This window comes from Enterobacter sp. Ap-867, assembly GCF_011752855.1.
GTDB lineage: Bacteria > Pseudomonadota > Gammaproteobacteria > Enterobacterales > Enterobacteriaceae > Cedecea.
On sequence record NZ_VWWS01000008.1, the window covers coordinates 254,085 to 276,625 of the forward strand.

The following is a 22,541-nucleotide window of genomic DNA, read 5'->3' on the forward strand; positions in this document are numbered from 1 at the left end:
CATGTCATTAATTAGTATGCACGGTGCCTGGCTGTCGTTTAGCGACGCACCGCTGTTAGATAACACCGAATTACACATCGAAGAAAACGAACGCGTCTGTCTGGTCGGCCGTAACGGCGCGGGCAAATCAACGCTGATGAAGATCCTCAACCGCGAAGTCCCGCTGGACGATGGCCGCATGGTTTATGAGCAGGATCTGATCGTCGCTCGCCTGCAGCAGGACCCGCCGCGTAACGTTGCTGGCACGGTGTATGACTTTGTAGCGGAAGGGGTGGAAGAGCAGGCGGAATACCTGAAGGCCTACCATGATATCTCCCACAAAGTAATGAGCGATCCGAGCGAGAAGAACCTCAACGAGATGGCTCGCATTCAGGAGATCCTCGATCATCAGGGCCTGTGGCAGCTTGATAGCCGTATTAACGAAGTGCTGGAGCAGCTTGGTCTTGAAGCGGATACCGAGCTGTCTGCGCTGTCCGGCGGCTGGCTGCGTAAAGCCGCGCTGGGGCGTGCGCTGGTCAGCTCTCCGCGCGTATTGCTGCTGGACGAACCGACTAACCACCTCGATATCGAAACCATCGACTGGCTGGAAGGCTTCCTGAAAGAGTTCCAGGGCAGCATTATCTTTATCTCCCACGACCGTTCGTTTATCCGCAATATGGCCACCCGCATTGTCGATCTCGATCGCGGCAAGCTGGTGTCTTACCCTGGCGATTACGATCAGTATCTGCTGGCGAAAGAAGAAGCCCTGCGCGTGGAAGAGTTACAGAACGCCGAGTTTGACCGCAAGCTGGCGCAGGAAGAAGTGTGGATCCGCCAGGGCATCAAAGCGCGTCGCACCCGTAACGAAGGGCGCGTTCGTGCCCTGAAAGCGATGCGCCGTGAACGCGGTGAACGTCGTGAAGTGATGGGCAGCGCGAAGATGCAGGTGGAAGAAGCGAGTCGCTCAGGCAAAATTGTCTTCGAGATGGAAGACGTTAACTATCAGGTTGCCGGTAAAACGCTGGTGCGTGATTTTTCCGCGCAGGTGCTGCGTGGCGATAAAATTGCGCTGGTAGGGCCGAACGGCTGTGGCAAAACCACGCTGCTGAAGCTGATGCTGAGCCAGCTTCAGGCTGACAGCGGCCGCGTACACTGCGGTACCAAGCTGGAAGTGGCCTACTTCGATCAGCACCGTGCCGAGCTGGATCCTGACCGTACCGTGATGGATAACCTGGCGGAAGGTAAGCAGGAAGTGATGGTGAACGGCAAGCCGCGCCATGTGCTGGGTTACCTGCAGGACTTCCTGTTCCATCCCAAACGCGCGATGACGCCGGTGCGTGCGCTTTCCGGTGGGGAACGCAACCGTCTGCTGCTGGCGCGTTTGTTCTTAAAACCTAGCAACCTGCTGATCCTCGATGAACCAACCAACGATCTGGACGTGGAAACCCTGGAGCTGCTGGAAGAGCTGATTGATGGTTACCAGGGCACCGTGATGCTGGTCAGCCACGATCGTCAGTTTGTCGACAATACCGTGACCGAGTGCTGGATCTTCGAAGGCCAGGGCAAAATTGGTCGCTATGTCGGTGGCTACCATGATGCCAAAGGCCAGCAGGGTTCCGCTCAGCCGCTGCGTCAGGCTGCTGCGGCTAAATCCGAGAAGGTCGAATCGCAAAAAGCAGAACCTGTTAAACGTGCCAATAGCAAACTAAGCTATAACCTGCAGCGCGAATTAGAGCAGTTGCCTCAACGGCTTGAGCAGCTTGAAGCCGATTTAGGCACGCTGCAGGCGAAGGTCGCTGATGCTGATTTCTTCAACCAGCCGCACGATGTGACCCAAAAAGTCCTGGCGGAAATGGCCGCGGCGGAACAGGCTCTGGAAGAAGCATTTGAACGCTGGGAGTACCTGGAAGCGCTGAAAAACGGTTCGTAATCTAAGGAGAGTTACGATGTGTGCCACGCACCACCATCGCTCGCATATTTTGTGTCGACAATGTGATTTGCTGGTGGCGCTGCCCGCCCTGCAGGATGGCCACAAAGCCTCCTGCCCGCGCTGTGGCACTCCGTTAGTCACGCAGTGGTTTTTGCCGCGTCAGCGGCCAACGGCTTACGCTTTGGCGGGGCTGTTTATGCTGCTGCTGGCTAACCTGTTTCCTTTCATCAATATGAAGGTGGCCGGGATCAGTAGCGAAGTCACGCTGATGCAAATTCCCGGCGTGATGTTTTCCGAGGATTACGCCAGCCTCGGCACCTTCTTTCTGCTTTTTGTTCAGGCGGTGCCGGCTTTTTGCCTGATAACCATCCTGCTGTTGGTCAACCAGGCAAAATTGCCTTTTGGGCTTAAACGCTGGCTGGCGCGAGTGCTGTTCCAGTTGAAAAGCTGGGGCATGGCGGAAATCTTCCTCGCCGGGGTATTGGTTAGCTTCGTGAAGCTGATGGCCTATGGGGACATTGGCGTGGGCAGCAGCTTTATTCCCTGGTGCCTGTTCTGCATTTTGCAGCTTCGAGCCTTCCAGTGCGTGGACCGGCGCTGGCTTTGGGATGATATTGCGCCCATGCCGCCAGTGCACCATCCGTTAAAAGTTGGCGTGTCGGGGATTAAGCAGGGGCTGCGCTCCTGTTCCTGCTGCACGGCTATCGTTGAGGCGGATACGCTGGTCTGCCCACGCTGCGGGACACACGGCCACGTTCGCCGCAGGCACAGCCTGCAGTGGACGCTGGCGCTGCTGATCACCTCCATTATGCTTTATCTGCCGGCAAACATTTTGCCGATCATGGTCACCGAAATGCTGGGCAGCAAATATCCTTCCACCATTTTGGCCGGGGTGATCCTGCTCTGGAGTGAGGGATCTTATCCGGTGGCAATGGTGATTTTTATCGCCAGTATCATGGTGCCTACGCTAAAAATGATCGCCATCGCCTGGCTGTGCTGGGATGCAAAAGGGCACGGCAAGCGTGACAGCGAGCGAATGCACCTGATTTATGAAGTTGTTGAGTTTGTCGGCCGCTGGTCGATGATCGATGTGTTTGTGATTGCCGTTCTCTCCGCGCTGGTGCGCATGGGCGGGCTGATGAATATCTACCCGGCTATGGGGGCGTTAATGTTTGCCTGTGTAGTGATTTTGACGATGTTTGCTGCGATGACCTTTGACCCTCGCTTGTCCTGGGATCGCGCTGACGATGTAACTGATGAGGAGTCTTCCGAACATGGAAAATAAGCACGGCGAGGCGAAAGTGCAGAAGGTAAAAAACTGGTCGCCGGTTTGGATCTTTCCCATCGTAACGGCGCTGATTGGCGCCTGGATCCTGTTTTATCACTACAGTCATCAGGGGCCGGAAGTGACCCTGATCACCGCCAACGCAGAAGGGATTGAAGGCGGTAAAACCACCATCAAAAGCCGCAGCGTAGACGTCGGGGTAGTGGAGAGTGCACAGCTAACGGACGATCTACACCATGTAGAAATTAAGGCGCGGCTAAATTCCGGGATGGAGAAGCTGCTGCACAAAGATTCCGTGTTCTGGGTGGTAAAACCGCAGGTGGGGCGCGAAGGGATCTCCGGGCTCGGCACGCTGCTGTCCGGCGCCTATATTGAGCTGCAGCCGGGGACCAAAGGCGAGCAGCCCGAGAACTATGCTCTGCTGGATGCGCCGCCGCTGGCGCCACCTGATGCCAAAGGCATTCGCATTACGCTCGACAGTAAAAAAGCGGGCCAGCTTACCCCAGGGGATCCGGTGCTGTTCCGCGGCTACCGCGTAGGCTCGGTGGAAACCAGCACCTTTGATACCAATAAGCGAGCGATTAGCTACCAGCTGTTTATTGCGGCACCAAACGACAGGCTGATTACCAGCAACGTCCGTTTCTGGAAAGACAGCGGCATCGCCGTGGATATGTCCGCCCAGGGGATGCGTGTGGAGATGGGGTCGTTAACCACGCTGTTTAGTGGGGGCGTCAGCTTCGACGTGCCTGAAGGCTGGGAGTGGGGCAAGCCGGTTGAAACGGGCGCTGACTTCCAGCTGTTTGACGATCAGAAAAGCATTCAGGATTCGCTGTATACCAACCATATCGATTACCTGATGTTCTTCAAAGATTCTGTTCGTGGTCTGCAGCCAGGTGCGCCGGTGGAATTCCGCGGCATTCGCCTGGGGACGGTGGCACAGGTTCCGTTCTTCAACGAAAAAATGCGCCAAAGCCTGAATGACGATTTCCGCATTCCGGTGCTGATCCGCATCGAGCCAGAACGCTTGAAAAATATGCTTGAAGATGGCGCGGATATCTCGACCAATCTGCAGGTATTGATCAAGCGCGGACTGCGTGCCTCGATGAAAACCGGGAGCCTGGTGACCGGGGCGCTGTTTATCGATCTCGATTTCTATCCGAAAGAGAAAGCGCTGGGCGATCTGCCGCAAATCGCGGGCTACCCGCTTATTCCAACGGTGAGCGGCGGCCTGGCGCAAATTCAGCAAAAACTGCTGGAGACGCTGGATAAAATCAACAACCTGCCGATTAACCCGATGCTGGAACAGGCCACGAATACGCTGGCTGAAAGCCAGAAAACGATGCGCCACCTGCAGCAGACGCTGGACAATCTGAACAAGATTACTTCCAGTCAGTCGATGCAGCAGCTACCGGAAGATATGCAGAAAACGCTTCGCGAGCTGAACCGCAGTATGCAGGGCTTCCAGCCGGGCTCGGCGGCCTATAACAAGATGGTGGCGGATATGCAGCGTCTTGATCAGGTGCTGCGCGAGCTGCAGCCGGTATTGCGTACGCTGAACGACAAGAGCAACTCGCTGATATTTGAAGCGAAGGATAAAAAGGATCCGCAGCCGAAGAGGGCACAACCATGAAAAAGTGGCTCACGCTAGCCGCCGTCTTAGCGCTTTCCGCCTGTAGCGGGAGCGACAATGGCAAAACGTACTATCAGCTGCCGCAAACTTCACAGCCTGCTATGCAGGCCGTGAGCCAGCCTGGAAGCCACTTGCTGTGGGTCGATCAGGTCACCGTGCCTGATTTCCTCGCCGGCACAGGGGTGGTTTACCAGACGACCGATGTGCAGTATGTCATCGCCACCAGCAACCTTTGGGCCAGCCCGCTTGACCAGCAGCTGCGCAATGCGCTGGTCAGCAATCTCAGCAGCGCATTGCCAGGCTGGGTGGTTGCCTCCCAGCCGCTAGGCCACGATCAGGATGCGCTCAGCGTGAATGTGACCGGTTTTCACGGTCGATATGATGGCAAGGTCATTGTCAGCGGAGAGTGGCTCCTGAAGCGTCAGGGCGAAATTATTAAGCGCCCGTTCCATATCGAACTGAAGCAACAGGATGACGGCTACGACGCCATGGTGAAAACCCTGGCTCAGGGCTGGCAGCAGGAAGCGAAGAGTATTGCTTCGGCGCTCACACGCCTTAATTGATAGGTAAAATGATTGGTACAAAAAAGCTGCGATTTTCACCTTCGGGTGGTCGCAGCTTTTCTTTTTTGCTGAACCGGTTAGCGACAGGCGCGCCTCAGTTTTTGTCGAAAAGATAACCATAATATCGCGGAAATGTGACATTGGCGTGAATTTTGCGCATTGACGCTCGCTGAATTTCGCGTTATTGCTTATCCGTGGTTGCACATTTTGTAATCACTGTTTTCTTTTCCACCAGACAATGTAATGAGGGAAACGAGGCATGAAGAGACAAAAACGAGATCGCCTGGAACGGGCACATCAACGTGGTTATCAGGCAGGTATCGCCGGACGCTCAAAAGAGATTTGTCCATATCAGACTCTGAATCAGAGATCCTACTGGATGGGAGGCTGGCGAGAAGCCATGGAAGACAGGGCGGTTACTGCGTAATCACTGTCTCTTTAGAAAAAGAAACCTCCGCATCGCGGAGGTTTCGCCTTTTTGGACGTGTGTAACATCGATCAGGGTTTAGGGAAAATCCAGACGTGCTGCTCTGGCAACTGGAGATGATGCGGCTGAGCATCACGCATATCATTGCCGTAGGCGCGAATCACGAAATCATCTCCAGAGGTTCGGAAGAGATATTCCCAGCGATCGCCGAGGTACATGCTGGTTAACAGCGGCAGCGTCATGCCGTTTTCCCCGGGCAGATCGGCAATCCGTACGCGCTCCACGCGAATTACCGCCGTCCCTTCCTGCCCGGCCACGGCGCCAGCCCCAGCTTTGCCCCAGAGCGCCCAGCCGCTGCCCTCAATGCGTGCTTTACCGTCGCGAACCTCAGTCACTTTACCGTTCAGGCGGTTATTGCTGCCCATAAACTCGGCGGTGAACAGCGTTTGCGGTGAGCCATACATCTCTTGCGGGGTGCCCTGTTGCTCAATTTTTCCGTTATTCAGCAGCAGAATACGGTCAGAAATGGCCATCGCTTCGTTCTGATCGTGGGTGACCATTAACGCCGACAGCCCTAGCTTGATAATCAGTTCTCTCAGGAAGACGCGGGCTTCTTCGCGCAGTTTCGCATCCAGGTTGGAAAGCGGTTCATCAAGCAAAATCACCGGCGGGTTATAAACCAGCGCCCGGCCAATCGCGACGCGCTGCTGCTGCCCACCGGATAGCTGATAAGGGTGGCGCTGGCCGAGGTGCCCAAGCCCCAACTGATCCAAAACGGCCTGTACACGCTGGTTGATTTCCGCCGTCGCCACTTTACGCAGCTTGAGCGGGTAAGCGACGTTTTCAAAGACGGTTTTATGCGGCCACAGGGCATAAGACTGGAAGACCAGGCCAAGATTACGTTCTTCGGCCGGGATCTCTTTGCGGGATGCGCCGTCGTAAACGTTGCTTTTGCCGATAACAATTGTGCCCTGGGTGGGTTTTTCCAGCCCGGCGACGGCGCGCAGCAGCGTTGTTTTGCCGCTGCCGGAAGGGCCAAGCAAAGACACGACTTCGCCGCGCTTCAGCTCCATGGAAACGCCTTTCAGCACGGGATTGTCGCCGTAGGTTAAGTGCAGGTTCTCGACCGATAACTCAATCATGTAATTTCACTCCAAAACGAAGGGCAATGCCGAGCCCTAACACCACGAACAGAATATTAATAAAGGAAAGTGCGGCGACAATATCGATGGCGCCCGCGGCCCACAGCGAAACCAGCATGGAACCGATGGTTTCCGTACCGGGGGAAAGCAGGTAGACGCCGGTAGAATATTCACGCTCAAAGATCAGGAACATCAGCAGCCAGGAGCCAATCAGGCCGTAGCGCGACAGCGGGATGGTAACGTGGCGGGTAATTTGCCCACGGCTTGCCCCGGTGCTGCGGGCGGCCTCTTCCAGTTCCGGCCCAACCTGCAGCAGGGTAGACGAGATAAGGCGCAGGCCATAGGCCATCCACACGACGGTATAGGCCAGCCAGACGCTGAATATTGTGCTGCGCAGCGAGCGTAGCCAGACGATAAGGTTATCCCGCAGCCACTGGGACCACGGCATACCGGAAAGCCAGCCGGACTTCAGCGCGTTATCCAGCCACATCGGCAGGAATAAAAACACCCACAGGAAGGCCAGACCGGCCAGCAGGCCAGGCACGGCACGAGGTACCAGCACGCTGTAGTCCAGGAAGCGGGTCACGTTGTCTGGTTTTCTGTGCATGGCGATGCCGATAAACAGGTAGCAAACCACCGCCAGCGCGCCGCCGATGACCCCTATCGCCATTGAGTTGACGATGGCCCGCAGCAGGTTGGGCTGTTCCCAGATAGTGCGGAAGGTATTGAGCGACAGTTCATCCCACAGTGAAACGCCCACGCCCCAGTTGGAGATAAAGGACCGCAGGATAACGCCAATCAGCGGCACCCCGATGGTAACGGTCAGCCAGAACGCCACGACGGCGCCTGCGACCCAGCGCCATTTACCCAGAGGCAAGGCGCGAGCCTGAGAGGCTTTGCCTTTGACGGTGACAAAGCGGTTTGCCGTGCGCATCAGTCGGCGCTGCAGCATGACCAGCGGGATAGTGATACAAATCAGCACGACAGCGACGGCAGCCATCAGATGATAGGACGGCGTCCCTAGCTTATTGGTGAGCTTGTAGAGATACGTTGCCAGCACCATGTTGCCTTCCGGGTCGCCCAGCACGAGCATCAGACCGAAAACTTCCAGCCCGAGGAAGAACAGCAGCACGGTGGCATATAGCATTGCCGGACGCACCATCGGCAGGCTGACGGCTGTCATCACCTGAAGCGGCGTTGCACCTGCGGTGCGAGCCGCTTCCTCTACGTCGGAACCTACGCTGCGCAGGGCCGAGGAGATGTAGAGATAGGCGTGGGGCACATGCGTCAGGCCTGCGATCACCACGATGCTCGACATGTCGTAGATATTCCACGGCACGAAACCAAGCAGCGACTGCGCCCACAGGGAGAAGAAGCCAACCGGGCCTGCGGCCACCACATAGCCAAACCCCAATACCATCGGCGACACAAAAATAGGCACCAGAATCAGCGGCTCGATGATGCGTCTGCCCGGCAGGTCAGTACGCACCATCAGGAAAGCCAGAATGCCGCCCAGCGGGATGGCAATCACCACCAGGCCAAAGGCCAGAATAAAGCCGCTCTTCAGCGCCAGGTAAAAATCGGAGTCGGTGAAGATAAATTCAAAAGAGTCGAGGCTCCACTCCTTCGACGGGGAGAAGAAGGGGGCCGAGAGAAAACTCTGTATAACGATAAACGACAGCGGAATATAGATAACCAGCGCAGTTATCAGCACCACAATGCCGCGCGGCAGGCTTTGCCACTTTCTGCGTAATGCATCCATGTAACGATCCCTCAGGTCAGTTAGCCTGAATAGCCTAATGTGTTCGGGTTAAGCGAGGCGTAGCCGGACGGCACGCCTCATCAAAGGATTATTTCGCGGCGGCTTCGCGCCACTGCTTGATGTAGTCCAGGCGTTTTTTCTGCTGCAGGTATTCCAGCAGGGTTTCATCCACCGGGATCGGCTTCAGGGCGTTGCCGAGTTTTTTGGTCATGCCGTCGATGTCGTTGTCACCGTCGATATCATTGCGGATGGAAGGAATATCCGCCTGATTAGCGAGGATGTTTTGCCCCTTTTCAGACAGCACGTAGTCAATCCACAGCTTCGCCGCGTTGCTGTTTTTCGCTTCATTGCTGATAAAGGAGACGCGTGACAGCACCAGGGTGTAGTCCTTCGGATAAGCGATACCGAGGGAGGTGTCCGTTTTGGCACGGGCTTCGGCGTAAGAGCCCAGAATGTTGAAGCCAATCAGGTTTTCACCCGAGGAGACTCGCTCCATCATGGTGCCGGTTGAGGACTGAACCGAAAGGCCGCCTTTGGCTACATCGGCGAGCGTTTGGAAGTAACTTGGATCGGCCTTGTGATCCTGTACCGAAAGCATAAAACCGAGACCGGATTTTTCAATATCGTAAGTGGTGACTTTTTTGCTGAATTTTTCGGGCTGGCTGGCGATAAGTTTGGCCAACGCTGCATGGCTGTCAGGCACTTCATTGGCCGGGATCAGGCGTTTGTTGTAGATAAAAATGACCGGCTCATAGGTGGTACCGTAGGCCTTGTCTTTCCAGACTGCCCACTTCGGCAACTGGCCTTGCTCCGGGGATTTGTATTCCTGGGCATAGTCGGTGGCGAGCTTTAATGCCGTGTCCATAGAAGAACTCCAGACCACGTCACCGCTGGTACCGCCGGCGGCCTGCTCGCTGATATAACGGTTGTACAGCTCGGTGCTGTTCATGTCGTTATATTCTACTTTGATGCCCGGATATGCGGCCTCAAAGCCCTGAATAAGCGGGGCCGCGGTTTTGGTGTCGGTGGTGGAATAGAGCACCACTTTGCCTTCTTTGGTCGCGGCATCGATGATTTTTTGATAATCCGCCGGATAGCCCTGAGGCACAGCAGAAAATGCAGAGGTAGAGAGCAGCACGGCAGAAGCAAGGCAAGATATACGTAACTTATTCGACATTATTGTTAACCTCTAGTTACATTTGAGAAACTAAAAATCAACATAACGCATAACGTTTTCCAGGCAAGAGGGGGCGTTTTTTATCTTCACGATTTGTGATTTCGAACGTTGTTTAAGCAATTAACGCCATAAAAACCACGGCAAGAAAGCGTCATTCAGGCGGGCGATAGAAACAAAAAAGCACCCACTGCGAGCAATGGATGCTTTCGAGGTAAAGCCAGATGAAACGGTATTAGAAAGCAGACGTGTCTTTGAAAAGACCCACTTTCAGGTCGGTTGCGGTGTAGATCACACGGCCATCAACCAGTACTTCACCGTCAGCCAGGCCCATGATCAGGCGGCGATTCACAACGCGTTTGAAGTGAATGCGGTAGGTAACTTTCTTCGCGGTAGGGAGAACCTGACCGGTAAATTTCACTTCGCCCACGCCCAGCGCGCGGCCTTTGCCTTCGCCACCGAGCCAGCCGAGGTAGAAACCAACCAGCTGCCACATGGCATCAAGCCCCAGACAGCCAGGCATCACCGGGTCACCAATAAAGTGGCAACCAAAGAACCACAGGTCAGGGTTAATATCCAGCTCGGCTTCCACGTAACCTTTATCAAAGTTACCGCCGTCCTCGGTCATCTTGACTACGCGGTCCATCATCAGCATGGAAGGTGCAGGCAGCTGCGGGCCTTCAGCCCCAAACAGTTCGCCACGCCCTGAGGCAAGAAGATCTTCTTTCGTATAGGATTCGCGTTTATCTACCATGTCTACAGTAAGCCTTTTTATAATGAAGCACGCAGGTTAGCTAACACGTGTACGCTCAACAAGTCCGATCAGTTGTGGTTGAACCAGTTGAGCCAGCGTAGCGGCCACGGAAAGCGCTGGCGAACATCCGGCGCCGAGGCCTGAGCAATACGCTCCTGCACCGCACGCATCAGGGTGTTTTGCCCTTCGCCATCCCACGGGAGATTGGTCAATAACGGCAGGGCATCAGCCACGTCGTCAATTGCCCAAATCGAGAATTTATTTTGCTCGACGGCCTCCAGTACATCTTTATGCAGCGACAGGTGACGTACGTTCGCCAGAGGAATAATAACACCCTGGGTACCGCTAAACTCACGCTGCTGACAAATGCTGAAGAAACCTTCCACTTTTTCATTCAGCCCGCCAACGGGCTGTACACGGCCGAACTGATCCACAGAGCCGGTGATCGCAATGTGCTGATAAATAGGGACGTTAGCCAGGGCACTTATCAGGGCGCAAAGCTCAGCCATGGAGGCGCTGTCGCCGTCAACTTCGCTGTAGGACTGCTCGAAGGTAAGGGACGCCGAAAACGGGATTTGCTGGTCAAGCTGCAGCTCTGACATCAGAAATGCCTGCATGATCATCATCCCTTTGGCGTGAATGTTACCGCCGAGTTCTGCCTTGCGCTCTACGTCCGTAAACTCCCCATCACCGACGTGAACCACGCAACTGATACGGGAAGGTTCACCAAACGCCCGTGGATGACCCGGGAATTCAATGACCGACAGCGCGTTAACCTGGCCGATCATTTCGCCCTCGGTTTCAATCAGGATTTGCTCCATCAGGATTTCATCCTGCATGCGCTCGGCCAGGAAACCTTCGCGCCATTCACGCTGTTCGAGCATTTGTTGGAGCTGTTCGGCGTTAAAGCTGTCTGCTTCGGTAAACGGCGCGACTTCACGCAGCTGGCGTGAAATCCAGGAAGGGCAGAGTGGCAGCATTTCCTGATCGCCCGTGTAGCGGACGGCCTCACGAATCAGCGGTTGCCAGGCATCGGCTGCAGGTGCTGGCAATGACTTCTCAGCGGCGATGGCATAGATCCACTGACACCAAAGCGCCATTTCATCGGCAGAAGCAATTTGCAGATTGTCTTCAAATTCACTGTAGATAGCGGCTGCAGCCAGATCCATCTCCATTTCCTGGAAATCGGCCAGCGAGTCGCGCTCGCCAACCAGGACCAGTTTGAAATCCAACGCTAATGACGGAATTTTTACCGGCAGCGGACGAGTTTCGTCAGGTGAAATCCAGTCGAAACGCCCCTGGGTCATGATTTGTTTCAGGCGTAGCCACAGCAGCGGCTGGGCAAGGACGCTACGCATCGACAGCACCAGGACGCCGCCGTTCACGCGATGGATCAGGCCGGGCTCCAACGACACCTCGCCCGCAAACTGCCGCACGCAGCCTAACAGTTGCTCCGGTTCAACCCAGTCAGCGGCAATAACTTCTCCGCTGGACGCAAAGTTATCGTCAGCGTTCCCGGCCGGGCGCAGGGTGACCCGATTACCTTCAATGAGATAATGTCCGCCGATGATTTCTTCGGCTTCATCATGGGATGCTTCAACGGCCGCGGCGATAAGATCCAGATACTCTTGTTCTTCCGGGGCTTTTATCAGCATTAGATCGACGGAAGAAACGGAAAGGTTGAGTTGCTCAATCCCGTAAACTAAACGAGGTTGAACCGCAGAAAGAGGGGCGGAGTCGGTATCATAAGGCTGTGCAAAAATTTCCTGATAGCTTTCGGTATCAGGCACCAGGGCACGCCAGTCAAGTCGATTAGTCGTCAAAGTCGCTATATTTTTTAATGAGATGTCAAAGGCGCGATTATACAAGAATCGCTCGGGTAGCACACGGATAAAGCAGTAACACAGTTTTATCCCTCTCACAGCTTTGATTTTCAGTTCAGCGAATGGCGGAAAAACTGTTATTCTGAACTAAGTTACACGGTCACACTGAGATCACAATGAAATATCAACAGTTGGAAAATCTCGAGAGCGGCTGGAAGTGGAAGTATCTGGTTAAGAAGCATCGCGAAGGGGAATTAATCACGCGATACATTGAGGCCAGTGCAGCCCAAGAGGCGGTAGAGCAGCTCCTGACGCTGGAGAATGTGCCGGTTCTGGTTCAGAGCTGGATTGATCAGCATATGAACCCCGCGCTGCATAACCGCATGAAGCAAACGATTCGTGCACGGCGTAAAAGGCATTTTAACGCTGAGCACCAGCATACCCGCAAGAAATCCATCGATCTGGAATATCTTGTCTGGCAACGTCTGGCCGGGCTTGCTCAACGTCGCGGCAATACGCTTTCGGAAACGGTTGTTCAGCTGATTGAAGATGCGGAGCACAAAGAGAAGGTGGAAAGCAAGATGTCGACGCTTAAGCAGGATCTGCAGGCTATGCTCGGTAAAAAATAAAGCACTGAAAGCGTTACACGACCTCGCCATCGCGAAGTCTCAGACAATAAAAAAACCCCGCCATGGCGGGGTTTTTGTTCAAGGAAGGGTAACTTATGCCGCAGGCTGAGTTACAACTTCTTTGATACCTTTAACTTCGATCTCAACGCGACGATCTGGAGCCAGGCAGTCGATCAGTTTAGCTTTAGGCGCTACTTTGTCACAGGTGTTGCCGGTAACTGGGTTAGCTTTGCCCATGCCACGTGGAGAGATTTTGTTCGCTGGGATACCTTTAGAGATCAGGTAATCAACAACGCTCTGTGCACGTTTTTCAGACAGTTTCAGGTTGTACTGCTCGGAACCGATACGGTCGGTATAGCCCAGAACAACAACGGAACCATCTTTAGGATCCAGGTTGCTCAGCTGGGTGTACAGCTGATCCAGTGCCTGCTGACCTTCTGGTTTCAGGGTTGCTTTGTTGAAGTTGAACAGAACGTCAGACTTCAGAGTGAAGTGTTTGGTCTGTACTTCTGGAGCTGGAGCTGGAGCCGGAGCTACAACTGGTGCAGCTTCTTCCTGCTGGCCAAAGCGGTAGGAAACACCTACGCTCAGCATGCCGTTGTCAGGACGAACGCCAACGGTCTGTGCATCACCGATGTTGTTAACCCACTGGTATTCCAGACGGGTAGCGATGTCACGGGTAACTGCCCACTCAACACCACCAGCGAATACTGGGGAAACACCGGTGTCGTGGTTTTTACCAGCGATGGTGTTTGTAGAGTCTGCACGCCATACCATGCCGCCCAGACGGGTGTAGATGTCCAGGTCGTCAGTGATTGGGTAACCCAGTTTGGTGGTCAGCTGTACGCCCTGAGCTTTGAAGGCACCGCTAGTTACGCTGCCTTTGTAAGGCATACGGCCAAGCCAGTCGTAACCCATTTCAAAACCAACGTACGGGTTAACCTGATAACCACCGAAGGCACCAGCGCCCAGCTGGCTTTCGTGGGTGTTACCGTTGTTTTGCAGGTCCTTGTTATACCAGCCGGTATCGTGGAACTGAGACCAGCCCAGTTTACCACCTGCATACCAGGTGTTATCTTTCGGTGCGGCCTGCGCTACGGTAGCGAAGCCAGCCAGTGCCACTGCAATCGCGATAGCTGTCTTTTTCATTTTCTGCGCCTCATTATCATCCAAAAGGCCATGAGCTCTAAACCAATTTAAAGCCCAGGGTTAAATCCTTCGCCCGGGTTTACGCTCAATTGTTACTCTACCGATATATCGGTGTTATGAAGAGCAACCCTGGCGAGGTAAAGTCTACAACGTAGTTGGAAAGTTACAAGTGTGAAGTCCGTCAGGCATATGAAAAAAAACGACTTGCATACATATTTTTTTACAGAATGGACTGTTTTTTGAGCGGCTCACCTATCCAATAAACCCCGTCAAACCGCCATATGACGGGACTTTTTGAATCATGACAGCGGATTATATGGCATACGTAAAAAATTCCAGGATTTCTCCTAAATTTACTTAATGATACAAACTAGAATGAATTTTTAGGCCATTTCGTGGTCTTGAACCGGATGTTCCTGTGCTGGTTGGACGCATAATAAAGCCCATCGCATTGCCAGCTTCGGCTGCTATTGTCAGCCGTAAATGTTCTTCATCTGTTAATTCTTCCGTAAGCCAGCCGATGACTACGCTGTAATTTCCCGTCTGCAAAGCTTTCACCATGGCATCAACGGTGCAGAGAGGATCTAACTGATTTGCCTGCATCACTTTTGCCAGCGGCAGCCCAGCCGCCTGCAGCCATGTACGGCTGAGTTTTTGCTGCGGCGTTAGCCATAGCTGCCAGCGGGATTGTTGTCCCAACTGCTGTAATAAAGGTAGCAGAATAAACTGCGTAACCCATGGGCTCTCTTCGCTGTAGACCACTTCACTGATTAACCCCTGTACGCTGTTATCAGAGAGAGACTGCGCCGGGGTGTGCGCAGTAACTGCAACATGACGAAAGTGAGTTTGAGCGTTATGTGAGTGCATAGTGAGTCCCGCCTAATGGGTTACTGTATACATATACAGTAATGTCTGTGCGAACAAAGATCAACCGGAATTTCGGAAAGTGTCTCGCATTTTCCGTACGCAAAAGCGACACCGATGAAATTGTCGTTGCCATTAGCTTTAACCTTACTTATTTTCAGGGATTAAGAGGGTGAGTAACTAAAGAAGCTATTTACCAGTTGATATATAAGGACATATTATGAAAAAGGTGACATTTCTTAGAATTCATAAATCACGGAAATATCTTTCGTCACTGGGTAAAATCGGCTACAGACCGTTATTTGGCGGTTATAGTCTGACCGTCGACGGTGTGGTTTTTGCTATGGTGGCGGAAGGTGAGCTTTACCTGCGAGCTTGTGAACAGTGCGCGGAATATTTCATCCAAAAATCGGCCCCATCGCTGATGTACAGTAAACGGGGGCTCCCAGTCGCACTGAATTACTATCGTGTCGATGAAGAGCTTTGGGAAAATCCCGATAAACTCGTCCAGCTCTCTTCCCTGGCTTTACGAAGCGCCCAACGGGAGAAGACACAAATTAAGATACGTTCTCGCCGCCTTAAGGATCTCCCCAATCTTTCCCTGAATATTGAAGTTATGCTTCGTGAGGTGGGCATTAATGATCCACAAACGCTTCAACTCTTTGGGGCAAAACGGTCATGGCTAAAATTACGCAGTACCCGGAAAACGGTAGGTATTAAAGTACTGCTCGCGCTTGCAGGCGCTATTCGCGGTGTTCATGAGGCTGTACTGCCTGCTGATGTTCGCAAAGAATTGACGGACTGGTGGCGCCGCTATGAGCAGCGGCGCCAGCCTTATTCTGAGCACTGAGAGATTTGTTGCTGAAGACGAGAGATCTCTGGCAGAAGCGCAATTAATAACCCAATTTGTTGCAGCACCAGGGGTTCTTTTGTGTCTGCCCGAGTCTCAAGCTGCGAGATGCGGGCGGAGAGCCCTGTCAGAGCAGCCTGAACGCGTCCTTCATCGACAGGCAAGTGATGCAGTGCGTCATCAACGTAGCAGACGGCGTCATCAAGCAACATTAACGTATCGCCGTGGTTGAGTTTTTCCCTGTGCGCACCTAATGCAGAGATATAGCTGTTAAACGAGTGGTTCAGGCAAAGCAGACGGAACGCCGCTTCCCGCATCTCAGCGGAGACTCGAGGCTCGGAAGACATATTTGAAACCACGGAGGCCAGCTCGGCGTCTCTGTTATGGGCATCCCGCCGGGCAATGCGATATTCCAGGCGGTTATCACGTCCCTGATGGTACTGCTCAAGAATGGCATCCAGATAGCGACAATTGGCGTTGAACGCACGTTCAACGACTCGTGAAAGCCGGCGGAATCGCCAGTCAGGCCAGATGAAACTCACCGCCGCCCAGGCTATTGCGCAGCCTAAGAGAGTATCAATCACGCGCGGGAGAGCGACTTCAAAACCTTCTCCTAGCAGATTAAAACACAGTAATACCAGTAGAGTAATAAACATGGTGGCATGGGCGTATTGCACATTGCGGAAAGCGAAGAACAGCACGCCAGTAATGACGATCAGTATCAACTGGCCTTCGAGAGACGGGACAAGCCAAAGTAAAGGCAGGCCAACGGCCACCCCAACCAGCGTGCCGATGATACGCAGCGCTAAGCGTCGCCGGGTTGCACTGTAGTTGGGCTGGCAGACAAACAAGCTGGTCAGAAGTATCCAGTAACCATGCTGCAAACCCGTAAACTGAATAAACGCATAGCCCACACAAAGCACCAGGGACATCCGCACCGCGTGACGAAAGAGTGCGGATTCAGGCGTGAGGTTAAGCTTCAGCCGCTGCCAGATATCATCGAAGCCGGTCAGCTTGTCGTCGGCCAGACGATTCTCGGGATCGTTCTGCGGCTCAGCAATCGCCTGTTCTGATTCAATGTTTGCCAGTTGCGCATCAATTGCCCTCAAGTTTGTAATCAGAAAGCCCAACGCTTTTATCTCAGACGTGGTTGCATGGCTGGCACGAATTCGGTCCAGAGCGGAGTCCAGATGAGTAAATGCGCGTTCAAACCGTGTGTCGTGCTGATAAGGGACTCGCAGCAGGATTGATCGAGAGAGCTGCTGGCAGGCATGAGATTGCATCGTTAGCAGACGCTGAAAGCGGAACATCACGTCGCTATAGCGAAACTTATCGCGTAAGGCCTGGTACTGAATATGAGACGAGCTCGCCCGCTCGTGAATATCCTGGGCTACGAAATAATAGTGAAGTGTTCGACGAGTCCCTCTCTGCCCCCGATCGCCGCGGAGGCGAGTCAGTAATGAGCTTTTCGTCTGGTTTAGCGTGGTGACTAACTGGCTGTTAGCCATGGCCAACTGGAGCATTGGAGCCTGGCTTTCTTCTTCGATATCAGGATCAAACAGTGCGGCTTTAATTTCCAGAAAGTTAGCGAGGCTTTCATAACAGCGTGCCAGGTTGTCCTGCAGGGGCCGAATCGGGAAAATTAAATGGCCTGCTAAGGTCAGCAGGTTATACCAGACGGCACCGGCTAAAAGGAACAGTGGTTGCTGATACCAGTGCTCGTAGAGGGAAATACCGAGCATCGTGTAGATAGCAATCAGCAATGCACCAAAGGCAATGGTGGCATAGCGTTGGCCCAGCCCTCCAAGGAGGATAAATCCGCTGGTGGAGACCGTTAAGCCCACTGCAAACAGCCACGGCCAGGGAAACAGCAGCTCAACAGACGCTGAAGCAATGAAAAAGCTGACTAAAGTGATCAGTAAATTTCGTAGCCTACCACTTACCCGGTCGTCGAGATCGGCCAGGGCGGCAGCCACAACGCCAAGCGTGAGGGGGATCGTCAGCTTGACTTCACCGAGCCACCACGGCAGTGCCGCAGTGCCTGCAAGGGCAATAAATATGCGCAAGTTGTAAAGCCAGGCGCTGTTCCAGGTGTAACGACGTACCAGTGGGCTTAGGGTCAGCACAACGGCTCCTTACTGGAAACGGCGACGTGCATTGGATTCGCGTGCTGCTCTTGCCACTTCGACTGGAACAACCCGGCGACCAACGGGCCATAACGCAATGGCAGCAATCTTGAAGTTCGCAATTCCTACAGGGATCCCAATTACGGTAATACACTGCGCGATGCCCGCCATGATATGCATAATGCACAGCCACCAGCCGAAGAAGATCAGCCAGAGAACATTCAACAGTGTCCCCCCCGTATTTAGCAGCGTATTTTTACCCTGTGGATTAAGCTCATCCACATGAATGGCTTCATTGCCGTAGGGCACAAAGGAAAGCTTGGTGATTTCCCAGCAGGAGCGAGTCAGTGGCAGGGTGAAAATCAGCACAATACTCACCAGCGTGGCAAATAGCCAGGAGAGGGTGGTCAAGAAGCCACCCAGCACGAAGTTCAGAACATTAAGTACGGTACGCATAGTGACGCTTCCCTGACAGAAAAATAAAGAGTGATTAACCGCAGAAATTATAACGCGTTTTTACTCTGGAGCGTCATTCCATCGGCAGTTAAACTTGAGCCATAACTCTTACATTGGATCGGGCAACGTAATGGAACTCAAAGCAACTTCTCTTGGCAAGCATTTAGCTCAGCACCCTTATAACCGGGTCAAACTGCTGCCTGCCGGCGTTGAGGTTAAAGGCGATCGCCACGAATATCTTATTCCATTCAATCAGTTAATCGCAATTAACTGTAAGCGTGGCCTGGTTTGGGGAGAGCTTGAATTCGTTCTTCCAGATGACAAAGTGGTTCGCCTGCACGGTACCGAATGGGCGGAGACCCAGCGCTTTTTCCATCATCTGAGTTCGCTCTGGCTCAACTGGAGCACGGAGATGAGTGAAGTTGCCGCCGAAGTATTAACCGCTCAGCGAGAGGAGATTGCGCAGCGCACTCGCAAGGAGCTGTGGTTCCGGAGAAGTGATATGCAGGCGTTACAGGATAACCTCCGCGCAGCTATTTCAGCCCTCCCGCTACCGCATGCCCGACTTGGTGAGTTCGAAAATTGCCGGGAAGCGTGGGCCATATGTAAAGCCTGGCTTGAACAGGGTGAAGAGCGCCGACACCAGCGTAATAGCGCTTATACCGAACGGATGCTGGAAAAATATGCCGCTTTCTTTGAGCAGGTTGAAAGTTCGCCGCTGAATCCGTCTCAGGCCAGGGCGGTGGTGAATGGAGAAGATTCGCTCCTGGTGCTGGCTGGGGCCGGTAGCGGCAAAACCTCCGTTCTTGTGGCGCGTGCCGGATGGTTGTTACAGCGCGGTGAAGCAACAGAGGAGCAAATCCTGCTGTTAGCCTTTGGCCGTCAGGCCGCGCAGGAAATGGATGAGCGTATAGCCAGCCGCCTTAATACCGAAGCGATTTCTGCCAGAACTTTCCATTCACTGGCGCTACACATTATTCAACAGGGGAGCAAAAAAGCCCCTCGAGTCAGTGAACTTGAGAGCGACACAGCGGCTCGCCATCAGTTGCTGATCGACAGCTGGCAGCAGCAATGCCGGGAAAAGAAGGCAATGGCCAAAGGCTGGCGGCAATGGCTTAGCGAAGAGCTTGAGGGGGATGTTCCAGAAGGTGAATACTGGCAGGACAAACGCCTGGCGAAGCGGCTTGCCAGCCGGCTCGACCGCTGGCTCGGCCTGATGCGGATGCACGGAGGTTCACAGGCTGAAATGATAGACAGCGCGCCAGAAGAGGTCAGAGAACTCTTCACTAAACGTATTAAGCTGATGGCGCCATTGTTAAAAAGCTGGAAAGCTGCCCTGAAAGCCGAAGAGGCGGTAGATTTCTCCGGGCTGATTCATCAGGCAATTAATGTACTCGAAAAGGGGCGTTTTATCAGCCCGTGGAAGCATATCCTTGTCGACGAGTTTCAGGACATTTCCCCCCAGCGGGCCGCCTTACTGGCTGCTTTAAGACGGCAGAATTCCCATACTTCGCTTTATGCCGTGGGAGATGACTGGCAGGCAATCTATCGATTTAGCGGAGCAGAAATGACGCTCACCACGGCATTTAGCCACCATTTTGGGGAGGGTGACAGCTGCGCTCTGGATACTACGTATCGTTTTAACGACCGAATCGGCGAGATTGCTAACGGTTTTGTACAGCAAAATCCGTATCAACTGCGTAAGCCGCTCAATAGTCTCTCTAAAGGGGACAAAAAAGCGGTAACTCTGCTTGCCGATGACAGGCTCGATGATTTGCTGGACAAGCTTAGTGGGTACGCCTTGCCCGAACAGCGAATTTTGGTGCTGGCGCGGTATCACTATTTGCGTCCGGAAAGTCTGGAAAAAGCCTCCACGCGATGGCCTAAGCTCAACATCGATTTTATGACTATCCACGCCAGCAAAGGGCAGCAGGCGGACTATGTGATCATTCTTGGTTTGCAGGAAGGAAAAGAAGGTTTTCCGGCACCCGCGCGGGAGTCAATCATGGAGCAGGCGCTCCTGCCACAGCCGGAGGATTTTCCGGACGCAGAGGAGCGGCGTTTACTTTATGTCGCGCTGACGCGAGCACGTCATCGGGTCTGGCTTATGTTCAACAAGCAGGAACCTTCTGTCTTTGTTGAGGCACTTAAGCGGCTGGGTGTGCCTGCGGCTAATCGCCCGTGATTATTTCAGGCGTTCATTCAGATAGCGTTGGTAATCCGGAATAAGAATATCCACGCTCTCATTGAAGCCCGGAGAGTGAATAATAAAGTCTGCGGTAGAAAGGTTGGTGGCGACCGGGATATTCCAGACGGTCGCCAGGCGCAGCAGGGCCTTAACGTCGGGATCGTGAGGAACGGCATTGAGCGGGTCCCAGAAGAAAATCAGGACATCAATTTTACCTTCGGAAATTAACGCGCCTACCTGTTGGTCGCCCCCCATTGGGCCACTGAGCATGGCGTTGACTTCAAGCCCTGTTGCTCGCTGAATTAAATTACCCGTTGTCCCGGTGGCATAGAGAGTGTGGTTGGCAAGCGTTGCTTTGTGGCGCTGTACCCACTTCAAAAGCGCGTCCTTACAGTGATCGTGGGCAACCAGTGCGATATGTTTTTTTACCGCAAGGGTGCGGGTTGTTAGTTCCATTCTCTTTTCCTGGGTAGTTTTAGGCTGCTAACAGATTACTAAAAGTGCCCGGGGCTGCAAGAGCAGAACGTCAAAAAAGCGAGGCATCTCGAGGCATTGCTATGGGTTGTGGGTCTCATTTGCCCAGCGTAGAAAACGCGCCCGTGTCGGATTATCGGCCTGGCTGAACCAGTATCTCAGCCGTTGCTCTGTTAGCACTTCAGACTGCGCCGGTGGAAGATCTGGATTAGCCTGGGCAAATTGCAGAATACCTTCGTTGGCCATGCGGTTTGCGAATCCGGGCATTGACGCTTTTTTTCCTGATTTGTTATAGCGCTGTGTCTCTTCTTCATAATCCGTTCCGGTTGGATCGGGTTTTATCTCCAAAATATCGGTTCGGATGGGAATGGAATGCCCCTGTCCGTCCTGCAGCTTAATTTGAAAGGCGGCTCCAGAATGATTGGGATCTTTTAGCGGTAGAACAATATTGACCTGATCTATCTCTTTGGTGTCAAAACTGATCACCGTCGGGGGGGAAAACCCAGAAGATCGGCTGCGTGCGTTGTTTATTTTTTTTTCAACGCGCAGAACCAACTGATGAGGCCCATTATCTATTTCGATGCTGTCCGCCCCTTTAAGGAGCGAGCTGGAAACTCTTTTACCATCCAGAACCAGTAAATCCACATCGGCGGAAAGGCGCAGCGTGGTTCCCCATACCAGGGTTGGCAGCATCAATATTAGCCCTGCAAGTGGCAGACCTGCTCTCATTTCACTCTCCCTGGTGAACATGCTGAGTGGATATTTCAAAGTTTTTCCTGAGACCTGTTTATTAACATATAGACATATTTTCAGAAATTGCGCGCCTGAGTATCCAGTAGAAAGATGGCTGGGTGACGGGGTTTGGCATACACTTCAGACAACATCTTAGGGGGCGCTATGAAACAAAGTGATATCGAAAATATCCTGAAAACCACCCGTACCATTGCGCTGGTGGGGGCCAGCGACAAGCCCGATCGTCCGAGTTATCGGGTGATGGATTACCTGCTCAAACAAGGTTATGAGGTTATTCCTGTGTCGCCGAAGGTCGCGGGTAAAACGCTGTTAGGGCAGCAGGGCTATGCCACGCTTGCGGACGTACCGAAGAAAATTGATATGGTCGATGTGTTCCGTAACTCTGAGGCCGCCTGGGGCGTAGCGCAGGATGCCATCGCCGTGGGAGCGAAAACGCTATGGATGCAGCTTGGCGTGATTAATGAGCAGGCTGCGGTGCTGGCACAGAATGCGGGATTAAGCGTTGTGATGGATAAATGCCCGGCGATTGAAATCCCTCGCCTTGGGCTGGCGAAATAAGAAAAACCCCGCATCGGCGGGGTTT

The 22,541-nt window shown here is 53.4% G+C and carries 20 protein-coding genes; 9 read left to right on the plus strand and 11 right to left on the minus strand.

Features of this window, described 5'->3' with window-relative positions:
- Position 1 precedes the first annotated feature (1 nt).
- From F3J26_RS19605 to rmf, 5 genes are all read left to right on the plus strand, one after another.
- Positions 2-1,909 carry an ABC transporter ATP-binding protein gene (locus tag F3J26_RS19605; protein WP_008461239.1) on the plus strand — a complete coding sequence of 636 codons (1,908 nt, stop codon included), beginning with the start codon at positions 2-4 and terminating at the stop codon, positions 1,907-1,909.
- Between the two features lie 16 nt (positions 1,910-1,925).
- Complete coding sequence (pqiA, locus tag F3J26_RS19610; protein WP_166875369.1) at positions 1,926-3,194, plus strand: membrane integrity-associated transporter subunit PqiA; 1,269 nt, start codon at positions 1,926-1,928, stop codon at positions 3,192-3,194.
- Positions 3,184-4,824, plus strand: a complete 1,641-nt coding sequence (pqiB, locus tag F3J26_RS19615; protein ID WP_008461242.1) for an intermembrane transport protein PqiB — start codon at positions 3,184-3,186, stop codon at positions 4,822-4,824. The genes pqiA and pqiB overlap by 11 nt, the downstream gene beginning before the upstream one ends.
- The gene (gene pqiC / locus F3J26_RS19620; protein ID WP_008461243.1) at positions 4,821-5,387 is read left to right on the plus strand and encodes a membrane integrity-associated transporter subunit PqiC; all 567 of its coding nucleotides are present in this window, start codon (positions 4,821-4,823) and stop codon (positions 5,385-5,387) included. The genes pqiB and pqiC overlap by 4 nt, the downstream gene beginning before the upstream one ends.
- 259 nt (positions 5,388-5,646) lie before the next feature.
- Positions 5,647-5,814: a ribosome modulation factor gene (rmf, locus tag F3J26_RS19625; RefSeq protein ID WP_008461244.1), complete on the plus strand. Its 168-nt coding sequence runs from the start codon at positions 5,647-5,649 to the stop codon at positions 5,812-5,814.
- Positions 5,815-5,885: 71 nt separating this feature from the next.
- On the opposite strand, the gene F3J26_RS19630 is transcribed toward rmf, so the two are convergent.
- The 5 genes from F3J26_RS19630 to F3J26_RS19650 all read right to left on the minus strand — a co-directional run bounded on the left by F3J26_RS19630 (position 5,886) and on the right by F3J26_RS19650 (position 12,469).
- Positions 5,886-6,956: an ATP-binding cassette domain-containing protein gene (locus F3J26_RS19630; protein ID WP_166995532.1), complete on the minus strand. Its 1,071-nt coding sequence runs from the start codon at positions 6,954-6,956 to the stop codon at positions 5,886-5,888.
- Entirely contained in the window at positions 6,949-8,718 is a 1,770-nt protein-coding gene (locus tag F3J26_RS19635; protein WP_166995534.1) for an ABC transporter permease, read from the minus strand. Before F3J26_RS19635 ends, F3J26_RS19630 begins: the two co-directional genes overlap by 8 nt.
- Before the next feature lie 88 nt (positions 8,719-8,806).
- Positions 8,807-9,895, minus strand: coding sequence for an ABC transporter substrate-binding protein (locus F3J26_RS19640; protein WP_166995536.1), 1,089 nt, complete (start codon positions 9,893-9,895; stop codon positions 8,807-8,809).
- A gap of 232 nt (positions 9,896-10,127) precedes the next feature.
- The gene (gene fabA, locus F3J26_RS19645; protein WP_008461248.1) at positions 10,128-10,646 is read right to left on the minus strand and encodes a bifunctional 3-hydroxydecanoyl-ACP dehydratase/trans-2-decenoyl-ACP isomerase; all 519 of its coding nucleotides are present in this window, start codon (positions 10,644-10,646) and stop codon (positions 10,128-10,130) included.
- Between the two features lie 68 nt (positions 10,647-10,714).
- On the minus strand, positions 10,715-12,469 hold the full coding sequence (locus F3J26_RS19650; RefSeq protein ID WP_166995538.1) for an AAA family ATPase: 1,755 nt from the start codon (positions 12,467-12,469) through the stop codon (positions 10,715-10,717).
- A gap of 176 nt (positions 12,470-12,645) precedes the next feature.
- Between F3J26_RS19650 and matP the strand changes: the two genes are divergently transcribed.
- Positions 12,646-13,098, plus strand: a complete 453-nt coding sequence (gene matP, locus F3J26_RS19655; protein WP_166995540.1) for a macrodomain Ter protein MatP — start codon at positions 12,646-12,648, stop codon at positions 13,096-13,098.
- Between the two features lie 93 nt (positions 13,099-13,191).
- Here the strand turns inward: matP and ompA are convergent, their stop codons facing one another.
- Together ompA and sulA are read right to left on the minus strand one after the other, a co-directional pair.
- The gene (gene ompA, locus F3J26_RS19660; RefSeq protein ID WP_008461252.1) at positions 13,192-14,247 is read right to left on the minus strand and encodes a porin OmpA; all 1,056 of its coding nucleotides are present in this window, start codon (positions 14,245-14,247) and stop codon (positions 13,192-13,194) included.
- 357 nt (positions 14,248-14,604) lie between these two features.
- Positions 14,605-15,114, minus strand: a complete 510-nt coding sequence (gene sulA / locus F3J26_RS19665; protein ID WP_008461253.1) for an SOS-induced cell division inhibitor SulA — start codon at positions 15,112-15,114, stop codon at positions 14,605-14,607.
- A gap of 217 nt (positions 15,115-15,331) precedes the next feature.
- Between sulA and F3J26_RS19670 the strand changes: the two genes are divergently transcribed.
- Positions 15,332-15,961, plus strand: a complete 630-nt coding sequence (locus F3J26_RS19670) for a TfoX/Sxy family protein (RefSeq protein ID WP_166995542.1) — start codon at positions 15,332-15,334, stop codon at positions 15,959-15,961.
- Here F3J26_RS19670 and yccS read toward each other — a convergent pair.
- Together yccS and F3J26_RS19680 are read right to left on the minus strand one after the other, a co-directional pair.
- Positions 15,946-18,084: a YccS family putative transporter gene (gene yccS, locus F3J26_RS19675; protein WP_166995568.1), complete on the minus strand. Its 2,139-nt coding sequence runs from the start codon at positions 18,082-18,084 to the stop codon at positions 15,946-15,948. The genes F3J26_RS19670 and yccS overlap by 16 nt on opposite strands.
- Positions 18,085-18,096: 12 nt before the next feature.
- The gene (locus F3J26_RS19680; RefSeq protein ID WP_008461256.1) at positions 18,097-18,543 is read right to left on the minus strand and encodes a YccF domain-containing protein; all 447 of its coding nucleotides are present in this window, start codon (positions 18,541-18,543) and stop codon (positions 18,097-18,099) included.
- 130 nt (positions 18,544-18,673) lie between these two features.
- Between F3J26_RS19680 and helD the strand changes: the two genes are divergently transcribed.
- Positions 18,674-20,728, plus strand: coding sequence for a DNA helicase IV (gene helD, locus F3J26_RS19685; RefSeq protein WP_166995544.1), 2,055 nt, complete (start codon positions 18,674-18,676; stop codon positions 20,726-20,728).
- Here helD and mgsA read toward each other — a convergent pair whose 3' ends face one another.
- Both mgsA and csgI read right to left on the minus strand, forming a co-directional pair.
- Positions 20,729-21,187 carry a methylglyoxal synthase gene (gene mgsA, locus F3J26_RS19690; RefSeq protein ID WP_008461260.1) on the minus strand — a complete coding sequence of 153 codons (459 nt, stop codon included), beginning with the start codon at positions 21,185-21,187 and terminating at the stop codon, positions 20,729-20,731.
- 99 nt (positions 21,188-21,286) lie between these two features.
- The gene (gene csgI, locus F3J26_RS19695) at positions 21,287-21,934 is read right to left on the minus strand and encodes a curli synthesis inhibitor (protein ID WP_166995546.1); all 648 of its coding nucleotides are present in this window, start codon (positions 21,932-21,934) and stop codon (positions 21,287-21,289) included.
- A gap of 168 nt (positions 21,935-22,102) precedes the next feature.
- On the opposite strand from csgI, the gene F3J26_RS19700 reads away from it, so the two are divergent.
- A complete protein-coding gene (locus tag F3J26_RS19700; protein WP_008461263.1) occupies positions 22,103-22,516 on the plus strand; it encodes a CoA-binding protein in 414 nt (137 codons plus the stop codon).
- The last annotated feature ends 25 nt before the right edge of the window (positions 22,517-22,541 follow it).

Bases quoted from the DNA above. Each gene is read 5' to 3' on its own strand.
- F3J26_RS19605 (WP_008461239.1), top strand. From the start codon at position 2: ATGTCATTAATTAGTATGCACGGTGCCTGGCTGTCGTTTAGCGACGCA.
- pqiA (WP_166875369.1), top strand. From the start codon at position 1,926: ATGTGTGCCACGCACCACCATCGCTCGCATATTTTGTGTCGACAATGT.
- pqiB (WP_008461242.1), top strand. From the start codon at position 3,184: ATGGAAAATAAGCACGGCGAGGCGAAAGTGCAGAAGGTAAAAAACTGG.
- pqiC (WP_008461243.1), top strand. From the start codon at position 4,821: ATGAAAAAGTGGCTCACGCTAGCCGCCGTCTTAGCGCTTTCCGCCTGT.
- rmf (WP_008461244.1), top strand. From the start codon at position 5,647: ATGAAGAGACAAAAACGAGATCGCCTGGAACGGGCACATCAACGTGGT.
- F3J26_RS19630 (WP_166995532.1), bottom strand. From the start codon at position 6,956: ATGATTGAGTTATCGGTCGAGAACCTGCACTTAACCTACGGCGACAAT.
- F3J26_RS19635 (WP_166995534.1), bottom strand. From the start codon at position 8,718: ATGGATGCATTACGCAGAAAGTGGCAAAGCCTGCCGCGCGGCATTGTG.
- F3J26_RS19640 (WP_166995536.1), bottom strand. From the start codon at position 9,895: ATGTCGAATAAGTTACGTATATCTTGCCTTGCTTCTGCCGTGCTGCTC.
- fabA (WP_008461248.1), bottom strand. From the start codon at position 10,646: ATGGTAGATAAACGCGAATCCTATACGAAAGAAGATCTTCTTGCCTCA.
- matP (WP_166995540.1), top strand. From the start codon at position 12,646: ATGAAATATCAACAGTTGGAAAATCTCGAGAGCGGCTGGAAGTGGAAG.
- ompA (WP_008461252.1), bottom strand. From the start codon at position 14,247: ATGAAAAAGACAGCTATCGCGATTGCAGTGGCACTGGCTGGCTTCGCT.
- sulA (WP_008461253.1), bottom strand. From the start codon at position 15,114: ATGCACTCACATAACGCTCAAACTCACTTTCGTCATGTTGCAGTTACT.
- F3J26_RS19670 (WP_166995542.1), top strand. From the start codon at position 15,332: ATGAAAAAGGTGACATTTCTTAGAATTCATAAATCACGGAAATATCTT.
- F3J26_RS19680 (WP_008461256.1), bottom strand. From the start codon at position 18,543: ATGCGTACCGTACTTAATGTTCTGAACTTCGTGCTGGGTGGCTTCTTG.
- helD (WP_166995544.1), top strand. From the start codon at position 18,674: ATGGAACTCAAAGCAACTTCTCTTGGCAAGCATTTAGCTCAGCACCCT.
- mgsA (WP_008461260.1), bottom strand. From the start codon at position 21,187: ATGGAACTAACAACCCGCACCCTTGCGGTAAAAAAACATATCGCACTG.
- csgI (WP_166995546.1), bottom strand. From the start codon at position 21,934: ATGAGAGCAGGTCTGCCACTTGCAGGGCTAATATTGATGCTGCCAACC.
- F3J26_RS19700 (WP_008461263.1), top strand. From the start codon at position 22,103: ATGAAACAAAGTGATATCGAAAATATCCTGAAAACCACCCGTACCATT.